Raw genomic sequence first — 11,762 nt, 5'->3', positions numbered from 1 at the left:
ATTTTTTTGGTGTGTCGATTAACCAACCTATTGGAGCAGCGCATGGCGACAAACGTATGGCCTAAGCCTCGTCGTTTGTTCCTCCAAACCGCGTCATTGTAGCTTCGCCGGCAGCGTTGATGCCCTCGCGAGCAATCACCTTCCGCACGGTCAGGAACAGGATCTTGAGGTCGAGCCAGAATGAGCGGTTGTCGACGTACCACGTATCGAGTTGGAATTTCTCCTCCCAGCTGATCGCATTACGACCATTGACCTGAGCCCATCCGGTAATACCCGGGCGAACCAGATGCCGTCGTGCTTGGTCATTGGAATATAGGGGAAGGTACTCCATCAGCAGTGGCCGAGGGCCGACCAGGCTCATTTCGCCGCGCAGGACATTCCACAGCTCCGGCAGCTCATCGAGGCTTAGCGCGCGCAGACGAGCACCAAACGCGGTCAGTCGCTCGCTGTCCGGTAGAGGGCTACCAGTCGTATCGACCGCATCACGCATCGTGCGAAACTTGATCATTTCAAAAGCCTTGCCGTTCAGTCCAGGTCGGACCTGACGAAATAAAACGGGCCTGCCTAGGTTGCACGCGACTTGCCAGGCGAGCAGAGCGAGAATGGGCGACAGCAGAGCCAACGCTGCCCCCGATATCACAATGTCAAACAGGCGTTTCATGGCTTTGCTGTGCCTTCAATCCAGTCGACCCAACGCTCGCCAAGTTCACGTCGGTCGAATTCTGCGCGGGCTAGAGCCAGTGAACGTTCTCCCATAGCCTTGAGAGAGGCCGGATTAGTTGCCGCCGACTCAAGGGCATCCGCGAACGCTTTAGCGTTTCCTGGCGGGACAACAAATCCACATTGGTTTGCCTCAATCAGCTCGGCCAACCAGCCAGGGTAGTTGTTAAGGACGGGCTTGCTGGCCGCGATGTAGTCGAAGAACTTGTTCGGTGAAGTGCCATAGTAAAAGGCGGGAACGTCGGCAAGAACCTGCAGACCCAAGTCGCTGCGAGCCATCAACTGCGCCAGGCGGGCTTTGTTGACTGGATCCAAGAAAATTACGTTGTACAGACCTTCTTGGCGAGCCCGCGATACAAGTCCTGCTTTGAGCTTGCCGTTGCCGATCAGCAGGAGCTTTATTTCCTGATGCCCTCGTGCTTTGAGTTCGGCGGCTGCATCAAGCACAGCATCGAGACCGTTGGCCTGCCCATGCGTGCCGGCAAAAATGGCTACCAGGTCATGCGGTGCGATGCCCGGGGGGCTCCAAGGCTCGACAGGCACCGAAAAAATGTTGAGATCGCAACCATTGGGGATGGCGGTGACCCGTTGCGGGTCTATGCCACGATTGCAGATACCTTCGACAATTCCAGGGGAAAGCCCTATCAACCTGTGGGCCGAATGATAGCTGAGCCATTCGAGAGCCCCGAGCGCGCAAAGCACCAGAGGATTGTGTACGACGCCCATAGCCTTGGGCAATTCCGGCCACAGGTCACGGACCTCGAACACGAAAGGCTTGCTGCGTAGCCACCGCGCAAAAATCCCGGGAATACCGGCCGTCAGTGGCGTGGTCGTGGCGAAGACCAGATCATACTTTTCTGTAAGCGCCAGACCGATGCTGCGCACGGCAAATTTCAGAAAAGTCCAAGTTCGCTTTAGGAGACCATCGCTATTGGAATAATTGAGGTCAAGTTCAACGACATCGATGCCATCGACCACACCACGACGTACTCCCTTGTTGAAGCGCTGGCTCAGGCCTGTTTTACCGGCGCTATACGAGCCGCACACCATGGTGACCTGATGCCCGCGTCTGATCAATGCTCTGGCCATCTCGTAAGATCGCAGGCCGGCGCTACCATCCGGGGTCGAAAAATGTTGATGGAAGTAGATTACTTTCACCGCACCCTCACTTCGGTGGAGATAGTGCCAGACTTCTCAAAACGCACTTCGAGAACGGGTAAGTGCGAATGGGCGAGGTAATGACGGGATTCGAGCCCGGTCGCCAACTCGATGACCATGGGCATATCCCCTATGACAGCAATATCGCCAAGCGATGAACGTGCGCCGTTGGCGGTTTTCTCCCAGTTGCCTGGTTCCAGACGCCATCGCAGGCAGGCGCCTTTGAAGGGCCCTGAAACGATATCGGTTATGTCCAATTGCCCGATTCCTGTCTGCCGCATGCAACGCGAATGGCGTACACCATAAGCATCGCGATAGGACGCCTCCACGAGAGGTTGGTTCGCGTCAAACGTCACGCTTTCGGTTTGGAGCCAATCGGCAAACAGAAACCGGCTGATCCGTGTCATCTGGTTGCGCCCGTCAAACTGAATGGTGTTATGCCCTTCGGTGCCTGAGAATTTATCCAGCGTTTCGTTGGCAGCATTGTAGGTCAAGGTCCCGCCATCTCGGAGAATATTGCGACCGCCCACCCAAAAATCGACATGTAGGGCGTCCGCGTGACTGGGGCGAAACCGGAACCTAGGATAGCGTAACAAGGCGCGGCTATTGCCAGTCACGAGAGCAGCGTAGCCACCATCGTCCAGCAGCCGACTACGTTCTGGCTCGAGCGTGGTGGTCGGCAAAGTAACGCCCAGCCACTGCACATAATGATTCCAGTCGCCTTCACCGGCATAGCTGCGCTGGCCTGCAAACAGCACGCTGGCCAATTGCACCGAAGGACGAAAGTCGTGATAGGGAGAAGGGCCGAGGGGGAGCAGGCGTGCGCCGTCGTTTGCCCCTATGTTTGCTGCCGCGCCATTCTCATCGGCCGTCATAACGCGCAACCATTTGGCAGCCGCAGCGGCTCGCTCACGCAGCGCGTCCGAAAAGTCCGTTAGGTTTAGCTGTCGTCGCCAAACTTCGGCTAGCGAAACAGTGTCCAGCATGAGGCGGTGATAGTTCGTCGAATACTGGCTGAATGAGCCATCGTGCTCCACCAGGGCCAGCACGCGCTCTTCCAGCATGCGCCGTCCGGTCTGGGCCCAAGCTGCGCCGTTGGCATTTCCTAGGCGATCCAGCCAACTCCCGCCGATAAAAAGCGCCGCTGCTTCGGATGTACCGTGATTGTTGTTTTGCGCCTGGGCGTAGCTTATGGTTGGTGCAATGCGCTTCAGGTGCAGCTCAACGAGAGAAATAATGCCGTTCTGGGCAGTCTGCACCGTTCCAAGCAACAAAGCCGCGAGCGCCATGTGCATGACACGTATGGAGGCCTCTTGTCCGCATTTCCAGTTTGGTCCGCGATAGGGTTGATTGGCTGAAATCCAGCTGTCCAGCCAGCATTCGAGCTTTCGCAGTGCTTCGACGTCACCGGCAACGGCCCGTTGCGAGAAGACGACGACCCAGTCCATCCGCGAGGCTTCCCAAACAGTCTTGATATCGCCCAGTCGTGCATCGAAATCTGGTATCGCCCACCACGGGCGCTCTGGGTTGCTGACGCTTGCACCATTGAACGGGTTTGTAAACCAATCGGGCGCGGCATGCCCCAAGGTAAATTCGTGATGACCAAAATAGGTCGCGGTGTCGTTCCAGTCGGTCGAGATTGGTGCTGGTGCGTGGGGAAGTATCGGCGTCGAAAAGAACGGCCCCTGGGGAACCGGTGCGTGAAGACGCCGAATTGAGCTTCTGGGATAACGCAACGCAAGCCGATACGAAGCGACCCGTAGCAGGTTCCCCGGCCCTAGCGCCAGCAGCGTCCGTATCTTGCTTTGCCGGCTGGTCACTTCTGTTGGCGCAATTGTTCGGCAGCTTCGATGGTGACACGCGTCACTTCGAAGATTTCCTGGGCGGGGATTGGGGCCTGGTCGCCGGTTGTGATGGCGCGTAGGAACGCTGCTGCGCAGCCGTTCTGGCCCTTGTCCTGCGTCCACGCGCCGAGCTTTCGAAAACCGGGCACGCCGTAACCCTTCAGGGAGCGGAAATTGTCCAAAGCTAATATCCGTCCGCCCGCGAAGGCCTCGATCCGTTCTTTGGGGAAGCTTGCGGCGCCATTTGCCAAATAATTCACAGTACCGAAAGAGCCGTCGGCAAAGCCGAGGGTGATGACGGCCTTGTCTTCGGTCGGTGTCACTCCCGCAGGTGCACCTATCCCCCGTGCGGTAACCGAAACGATTGGAGCACCCGCGAGAAAGCGCATGAGGTCGATATGATGACACGCTTCGCCGATAATTCGCCCGCCACCGATTTGCAGATCCTGCGTCCAATGGCTCGCGGGGATGGCACCTGCGTTCATGGTGAAAATGAAAGACTTCGGCTCCTGGATGCCGTCCAGCAATTGCTTCATCTTGACGACATGCGGCGCGAAGCGTCTGTTGAACCCGATCATCAGCAATCGGTCTGCGGCCAGGTCGTAGGCTTTCTCAACCGCTTCGAGATCGGTCAACGTCAGCGCCAGGGGCTTTTCGACAAACACATGCTTTCCGGCCGCCAGGGCTCTCTGCACGAGATCGGCATGCGAGTCGTGCCGGGTAACGATCGCAACCGCGTTGGTCTGGCTATCCTTCAGCAGGACATCGACATCTGTCGACGCTTGAGCAAACCCGGCAGGGCGGCCGTGCACAACACTGCTGGTGCCGGAATTGGCGACTATGGTGGAAAGCTGTGCGCCAGCCTTTCGGAATGCCGGGATGAGCATGCGTGACGCATAATTGCCAGCTCCGATAAAACCGAGTTGGGCGCTGCCCGTCGCCGCGGATCGTTCCGGTGCCAGTGGCAGTGTGCGCTCGAAGGAGGCCTTCGGACCGCTGCCATAAGTCAGCAAGAGCCCCAAAGCCGCTTTGTCGCCAGCAAGGGTGTCATAAGCGGAGGGGGCGTCTTCGAAAGCGATCCTGTGGCTAATCAGCGGGCGCACGTTGAGTGCGCCTTCGCCCATCATGTCCAGAATAGCTTCAAAATTGCGCTGCGCTGTCCAGCGAACGAACCCGATCGGATAGTCGTTGCCCGCCTGTTCGTAGGATGGATCGTATCGCCCTGGACCGTAGGAACATGATACGGAAAACGAGAGTTCTTTCTCGTAGAAGTCGGCGCGATTGAGTTCGAGCCCCGTCACACCCACCAAAACGATGCGCCCCCGCTTGCGGCTCATCTTTGCCGCCTGGGTTACCGGATCACTGGTTGATGTCGATGCGGTGATTATGACGGCATCGGCTCCGCGGCCGCGGCTGAAGGCGATCCCGGCCGCAACTGGGTCGTGCCCGAGGGCCGGGTTGCAGATTTCGGCGCCAAAGGTTTTGGCCAGGTCGAGTTTCGCCTGATCGAAATCAACGGCCAGTACACGGCAGCCTTGAGCGCGGAGCAACTGAACCGTCAGCAGCCCGATAAGGCCAGTCCCGATGACGACAACCGCCTCGCCGAGTGTCGGTTCGGCGAGGCGAATGCCTTGCAATCCGATAGACGCTACTACGGTAAACGCTGCGGACTCGTCATCCACATTGTCCGGGATGCGCGCACACAGATTTTCAAGCACATTGACCACATCAGCATGTGGACCGTTTGATACTACACGGTCACCCGGCGCCAGATCGCTGACGCGCTGTCCAACACTGCGGACGACACCGACATTGCAGTAGCCGAGCGGAATCGGTTGGGCGAGCTTCGAACGCACGGCGTCAATGGTATTGAGTACGCCGTCCGTACGCGCCTTTTCGATCATTTGCTTAACGCGCTCGGGCTGCTTGCGTGCCTTTTGCAGCAAAGATGCCCGACCGAAGTCCACAAGCATCCGTTCGGTCCCTGCGGAAATCAAACTGGTGGTGGTTTCGACCAATATCCCGCCAGAATTGGCGATCGGGGTCGGCGCATCGGCAACATAAGTTGCGCCAGAACCCATGTCTTGCATAATTTGCCGCATCGCCAGCCTTCGAAAAGTAGAAATTGCTGCGGGTGTAAAACAGCCCGCGCAAAGCGGTTACCAATTAATTCTCATATGCGCCATCCTTCAGCCTCTGCGGCCACTTCAGCGCAAAGCGCGGTAAGCCTGTCCTGTTACGACATTTCTCACACCCGCCAACAAAATAGGGCGTTCGACGTATGGACGCACTTATTCCTGTCCACGAGTTGCGCGACCCAAGACGTCGTTAACAACCCGGCAGGTCTTTTCTATCTCCGCATCCGTGAGAGTTGGATGAACAAGAAAGGCCAGGCTCGTTTCTCCGAGTTCGCGCGCAACCGGCAGTCTATTCAGCGGACGCCACCCCGTGCCATCGAATGCTTTTTCCAGATACACTTCTGAAGCAGAGCCATGTAGGCATGGCACACCGGCTGCGTTGATCTCTGCCACAATCATGTCGCGGGTCCATCCGTCTGACAAACTCTCAGGGCGCACAAAACAATAAAAGCGATACCAGGCATGCGTGGAAAACTCGGGGACACTGGGCACGCGGACTCCTTCGTGCCCAGCACAGGCTTGGGCAATTCTGCCTGCGATATGGGCACGCCGGCTTGTCCATTCCGACATACGCGCTAACTGGATGAGGCCGATTGCGGCCTGCATTTCGAGCATGCGCCAGTTCGTACCAAAAGACTCATGCAGGAAGCGAACGCCAGGGGGATGCTGACGGTTGTAGACGGCGTCCCAACTTTTTCCGTGGTCCTTATAGGACCACATCAGCGACCACAGCTCCCGGTCCGAGGTCGTGACCATTCCTCCTTCACCACCAGTCGTCATGATCTTGTCCTGACAAAAGGACCAAGCGCCGATATCGCCGAGCGATCCAACGCTTCGACCCTTGTACTGCGCGCCATGGGCCTGCGCGCAGTCCTCGATGACTTTGAGATCATGTTCCTTTGCGAGGGCGATAATCGGGTCCATATCACACGGCATACCAGCCAGATGGACGCATATGATCGCCTTGGTTCGCTCCGTCAGAACGGCAGCAATCGTCTGGCCAGTAATGTTTTGTGTTTCTCGGTCAACATCGGCGAACACCGGCGTCGCGCCAGCGGTGACTATAGACGACGCTGACGCGATGAACGTTCTGGACGTGGTAATGACCTCGTCGCCGGGGCCGATATTGAGCGCTTTGAGGGCCACGTCGAGTGCCAGCGTTCCATTGGCAAGTGCGACCGCATGCGGTGTTCCGACCCATCTGGCAAACGCCTCTTCGAAGTGACGAGCGATGTCTCCGGTCCAGTAATTTACGCGGTTGGATCGGAGGACCTCGCTGACAGCTTCGACTTCGTCAGGCGAATAGCTTGGCCAAGGCGAGAAGTTCGTTCCCAGCATTTGTCGATCTCAATCTAGTGCGCTGCGTTGATGCGCTCGCATGGTGAACAGTAACGGTCTTTTGGGGTCAGATACTTCTATCAATTACCTCAAAGAGTAGGCGGCGCGAACCTTGTTCGTCGCGAGCCTGCATCATCTTGCGAAGCTGACCGACGGTTTCCTCGATGTCGAGACTTTGCTCCCTGGGCGAGGCTCGCATGATTTTTGCGTGGGCCGTCACCTCGGCGGAGGCGGCATTGTAGAACAGTTCCTCGTAAAGTTTTTCACCAGGACGCTTCCCTGTTACGACGATTTCGATATCGCCGTCCTTGTTGCTCTCGTTTCTAACCGTAAACCCAGCTAGCTGAATCATATTTTCGGCGAGGTCCGAAATCAACATCGGCTCGCCCATGTCGAGCAGAAAGACGTCGCCGCCTTCTGACAGCGCGCCCGCCTGAACGATCAGCTCGGCGGCCTCCTCTATCGACATGAAATATCGGGTCATCGCCAAATCGGTGATGGTTACCGGGCCGCCCTCGGCGATTTGCTTTTTGAACAACGGAACCACTGAGCCATTCGAGCCTAACACATTGCCGAAACGAACGGCACAAAAGCGCTGGCCGCTGTTTTCTGCTTTGGCCTTTGCCGCATAGTGCCCGACGATCAACTCAGCCCATCGCTTTGTTGCACCCATGATGTTTGTTGGCCGCACAGCTTTGTCGGTCGAAATCAGTACGAAGTGCTCTACGCCATAGGCATAGGCTGCTTCTGTGACGACCGCGGTGCCAAGAACATTGTTTCTGATGCCTTCCAGGGCGTTCGCCTCCACCAACGGCACATGTTTGTGCGCTGCGGCGTGAAACACCACGTCGACTTCGTTATCCTTGAGGGCTTCATCGACGCGCGCGCGATCCGTTACGGAACTGAGGACCGGCACGAGGGCCAAATCCGACATGGCCATCAGTTCTTGTTCTATCTTGTAGAGCGCGAACTCATTGGCTTCCAGCAGGACCAGGCGGTGCGGGTTCCATCGCGCTATTTTTCTGCAGAGTTCGGAGCCGATTGATCCTCCGGCCCCCGTCACCATAATGGATTTTCCCACGACCATATTCCGAATGAGAGTGGGATCCGGGGGCACGGAAGATCGACCGAGCAATTCGATCACGTCAATTTCTTTGATCTGGCTGACTAGATATTTTCCGGTAACCAGATCGACTATTGAGGGCAATGCTCTGATTTTAACGCCGTACTGGCTGACCGAGTTCACGATCTCTTTTCGACGCTGCGCAGATAGAGACGGAATAGATAGAATGACATCCTTCACGCCATACTCGGTAATCAGGTTGTGCAGCGCACTTGGCTGGTAAATCTTTACGCCAGCCAACTCGCGGCGATGCAGGCTCGGGTTGTCGTCCAAGAACCCGGCAATTCGGTGGGTGCTGCGCAACGACTGCAAGAGCTGCATGCCTGCATCGCCCGCACCATAGATGAGCACGGCCCGGTGTTCAGCGCCAAGTCGGCTACTGCGCGGCAGAAATATCCATTTTGCCAGAAAACGACTGCCCGCGACGATGAATGTGCCGAGCCCAAAATAGATGATTGGAACGGATCGGGGGACGACGACCCGCCCCGCCAACTCCGATAGAAAAACGACGACTACCCAGATGACGGTCGCCAGAAACATGGCCTGCAATATTTTCCAGGTTGCCCTTTCGGGCAGGTAGCGCACCACTGCCCGATAAAGACCCGTGCGGATAAAAATCGGCACGGCCACTGCCGGCGCCAAAAGGATAATGATCCACTGATCGATACCTTGTGGCGAGTACCAATTGTCATATCGGAGGCAAAAGCTGGCCCACAGAGACACCGACAGTACCAAGCAATCAAAAATAACCAATACCGCCTGCTTCCAGCGGCGAGGCAAAGACAAAATAGAGGAACGCAGCCGATCCAACATTCGTATTCCAGTACCTATTGCAGTCGCGTCAATATGCAACAAAGAGCCGCTTCGCCTTCGATCGGAATCAATGGCTACTATTATGATCTTACCGCTTGTTTCACCAAAGTGATCTTGAACGCACCGGGTGTAGTGGTGCTTCCGGCAAAGCTAGCAGGGTGTTTTCGCATGGACAGGTTGCCGACCAAATCGGTTGATTTCCCGACCTCGATACTTCGCAGAGAAGGCTACCTTTGCGGTGTCGAAGGTTTTGTATCCGGCGGCATTGTCCGGCGACAATGGTACCATCCAGTATCACCTACTGCTCTGTGAGCTACTACCGAATTTTGCACGGTATCGGGACAAATCACCGTACTAAGGCATACAAAAGCGTCGTCCGTTATCTATAATAAATGTCACTTTTCAATTTCTTACGGAATTCAGACAAGCGGTTAGATAGGGTATTTTGCGCGCCCGCGGCAGAATTTCGGCAGCGCTCGCGGCCGTCCTATAACACGAGGGCGGCTAGGTCGATAATCCGAATTCGCAAGCGGGGCACGAATCTCGGCAGTGGCCTGGCGCAGGCTTGCTGGTACCAGGCCGCCGATAGATCGCCTCGATGCCCAAGCGCTTCATCGGCGTCGAGATGTGCAACCGGCCGACAGCTAGCCCTACAGGTTTCCCCGGGCACCTCTATGCGTTAATGGCTCATATCGATCGCACAATGGCCCCTTCGCCGGGGAATGTGCGATAACGGCTCTGGGCTCAACATGCACCGTTTCCGAGCTCGCGTGATGAAATCCGTTCAGGATGTCTCATGGAATGTCCCTGCGCTTAATTGGTCGTGCCGACTGCTAAGTACTGCTGACGAACAGGCCACGCATCTTCGCACATAGCGATTTCCAACCCGTTCAAAAAACCACTGCCGGAAAGGCAGAGGTCACGTTTTGGGACAATTTTGGGACAAAACAGTGTACCAAGAGAGGCAAAACCGTCTTTCGTTATATAATAACATACATTATATTTCATGATGTTAAAAAATATAACCAAGTGGTAAAATAACGTCTTTTTGCGCTCCGAAGGCAGAGGTCGTGAGTTCGAATCTCGCCGGGTGCGCCAAATATCCAATTCAGAATAGAGCTGCTCGGACGTAAACAGGTTCGTTGCCTGGGTGGCTCGGGTCTTGCAGCCGTTGTCCTTGCCTCACATATTGAAGCAATGGCGAAAAAAGACCTCGACGCGCGGGAAACATCTGGCTTGCCCGAGAAGGGCAGGGTGAGCGGCGATATCGCTGCTTTCGTCAAAAGGGTTGGCGTGCTGGCTCGCGCCAATGCTGCGCAGGGTGGGCGGCTGTTGTTTGCCCTTGACGCGACGATGAGCCGCCAGCCCACATGGGACCTTGCCTGTTCGCTGCAGGTGGAAATGTTTCGTGCCATCCCCAAACAGAGCGCTTTGCAGGTGCAATTGCTCTATTTCCGTGGGTTCGGCGAATGCAGGGCCAGCAAATGGGTCATCGATGGCGATGCCTTGGCTAGGCTTATGGGCGGCATCGATTGCCGTGGCGGGAATACGCAGATTTCCAAAGTCTTCTCTCACGCGCGAGCAGAGCATGCGAAGCGGCGGATCAATGCGGTGATCTATGTTGGCGATGCGATGGAGGAAAATGTCGATCTGCTGTCTGAGCAAGCGGGGCAATTGGGGCTCCTCGGTCTACCCATTTTTGTCTTCCAGGAAGGCCGTGATGCCGCGGTCGAGGCCGCCTTTCGCGGCTTTGCCAAGTTAAGCAAGGGCGCCTACGCCCGCTTTGATGCTTCAGCGCCACAGGAATTAGCGGCTTTGCTCAAGGCGGTCGCAGTCTATGCCAGCGGCGGCAGGAACATGCTGAAGCTGCAGGACAGCTACCAGGCCAAGGCATTGCTGGCTCAGTTGCCGCCATGACCTATATTTTTCTAGGGGCACTGGCTCTTTTGGGCGCTCTCGCCCTCGGCAATTATCTGCTTCGGATGGATCGACGGATATTAAGGCGTGGCCTGCGCTGGGCGATTGGGGGGCTCGGCATTCTGGCCGCCGCGGGTCTACTCTTCGCCAGACGATTTGATCTTGCTCTCTTTGTCGGTGCGGGCGCCTTTGCAGTGTTGCGCACGGGCCGATTGGGGGCATTTTCCTTCGACGGGCCGGCGACGGGCGCAGGCAATACCTCGAAGGTGCAAAGTCACAGCTTCGCCATGGAACTGGATCACGACACCGGTGCAGTCTCCGGCCGGGTGCTCAATGGCCAATTTGCCGGCATGGATCTGATGGACCTCGGCGAGATGGATACCCGGCTCCTCTTGGCCGAAGTGGAAGAAGACACAGATAGCCTGACGCTTCTCGAGAGCTGGCTTGACGCCAATCGGAGCGGTTGGCGGGAGTATTTCGCCAGCCAGGACGCGGGCGAAAAATCGAGCGCTGGCACGGCGGCTGATCCCGTCGCCGAGGCCTATGACGTGCTTGGCCTGAAGCCTGGCGCCGGCCATGAGGAAATCCGGGCCGCTCATCGCGATCTGATGAAGGCAGTCCATCCCGACCACGGCGGCTCCAGCTACCTTGCCGCCAAAATCAACCAGGCGCGCGACCTGCTGCTCAAGCAGGCGCTTTGACACCCCGTTG

The 11,762-nt window shown here is 56.8% G+C and carries 8 protein-coding genes; 2 read left to right on the top strand and 6 right to left on the bottom strand.

Features of this window, described 5'->3' with window-relative positions:
- Window positions 1–61: 61 nt before the first annotated feature.
- From J7557_RS20835 to J7557_RS20810, 6 genes are all read right to left on the bottom strand, one after another.
- Window positions 62–661: a sugar transferase gene (locus J7557_RS20835; RefSeq protein ID WP_291422264.1), complete on the bottom strand. Its 600-nt coding sequence runs from the start codon at window positions 659–661 to the stop codon at window positions 62–64.
- Complete coding sequence (locus tag J7557_RS20830; protein ID WP_291422263.1) at window positions 658–1,878, bottom strand: glycosyltransferase family 4 protein; 1,221 nt, start codon at window positions 1,876–1,878, stop codon at window positions 658–660. The genes J7557_RS20835 and J7557_RS20830 overlap by 4 nt, the downstream gene beginning before the upstream one ends.
- The gene (locus tag J7557_RS20825) at window positions 1,875–3,698 is read right to left on the bottom strand and encodes a heparinase II/III-family protein (RefSeq protein WP_291422261.1); all 1,824 of its coding nucleotides are present in this window, start codon (window positions 3,696–3,698) and stop codon (window positions 1,875–1,877) included. Before J7557_RS20825 ends, J7557_RS20830 begins: the two co-directional genes overlap by 4 nt.
- Complete coding sequence (locus J7557_RS20820; protein ID WP_291422259.1) at window positions 3,695–5,824, bottom strand: bi-domain-containing oxidoreductase; 2,130 nt, start codon at window positions 5,822–5,824, stop codon at window positions 3,695–3,697. The genes J7557_RS20825 and J7557_RS20820 overlap by 4 nt, the downstream gene beginning before the upstream one ends.
- 189 nt (window positions 5,825–6,013) lie before the next feature.
- Window positions 6,014–7,198 (bottom strand): DegT/DnrJ/EryC1/StrS aminotransferase family protein, encoded by a 1,185-nt coding sequence (locus tag J7557_RS20815; protein ID WP_291422257.1) that lies wholly within the window; start codon window positions 7,196–7,198, stop codon window positions 6,014–6,016.
- Window positions 7,199–7,265: 67 nt separating this feature from the next.
- Complete coding sequence (locus J7557_RS20810) at window positions 7,266–9,134, bottom strand: nucleoside-diphosphate sugar epimerase/dehydratase (RefSeq protein ID WP_291422255.1); 1,869 nt, start codon at window positions 9,132–9,134, stop codon at window positions 7,266–7,268.
- Window positions 9,135–10,331: 1,197 nt separating this feature from the next.
- Between J7557_RS20810 and J7557_RS20805 the strand changes: the two genes are divergently transcribed.
- The gene (locus tag J7557_RS20805) at window positions 10,332–11,051 is read left to right on the top strand and encodes a VWA domain-containing protein (protein WP_291422253.1); all 720 of its coding nucleotides are present in this window, start codon (window positions 10,332–10,334) and stop codon (window positions 11,049–11,051) included.
- Window positions 11,048–11,752, top strand: a complete 705-nt coding sequence (locus J7557_RS20800; RefSeq protein WP_291422251.1) for a DnaJ domain-containing protein — start codon at window positions 11,048–11,050, stop codon at window positions 11,750–11,752. The genes J7557_RS20805 and J7557_RS20800 overlap by 4 nt, the downstream gene beginning before the upstream one ends.
- Window positions 11,753–11,762: the final 10 nt, after the last annotated feature.

It is taken from the genome of Devosia sp., from assembly GCF_017744655.1.
Classification (GTDB): Bacteria; Pseudomonadota; Alphaproteobacteria; order Rhizobiales; family Devosiaceae; genus Devosia.
The sequence above is the reverse complement of the archived record's forward strand: the minus strand, read 5'-3'. Positions and strand labels throughout refer to the sequence as shown.

What these genes read in the sequence shown, in the direction of transcription:
- J7557_RS20835 (WP_291422264.1), bottom strand. Translation starts at nt 661, where the DNA reads ATGAAACGCCTGTTTGACATTGTGATATCGGGGGCAGCGTTGGCTCTG.
- J7557_RS20820 (WP_291422259.1), bottom strand. Translation starts at nt 5,824, where the DNA reads ATGCGGCAAATTATGCAAGACATGGGTTCTGGCGCAACTTATGTTGCC.
- J7557_RS20815 (WP_291422257.1), bottom strand. Translation starts at nt 7,198, where the DNA reads ATGCTGGGAACGAACTTCTCGCCTTGGCCAAGCTATTCGCCTGACGAA.
- J7557_RS20810 (WP_291422255.1), bottom strand. Translation starts at nt 9,134, where the DNA reads ATGTTGGATCGGCTGCGTTCCTCTATTTTGTCTTTGCCTCGCCGCTGG.
- J7557_RS20805 (WP_291422253.1), top strand. Translation starts at nt 10,332, where the DNA reads ATGGCGAAAAAAGACCTCGACGCGCGGGAAACATCTGGCTTGCCCGAG.
- J7557_RS20800 (WP_291422251.1), top strand. Translation starts at nt 11,048, where the DNA reads ATGACCTATATTTTTCTAGGGGCACTGGCTCTTTTGGGCGCTCTCGCC.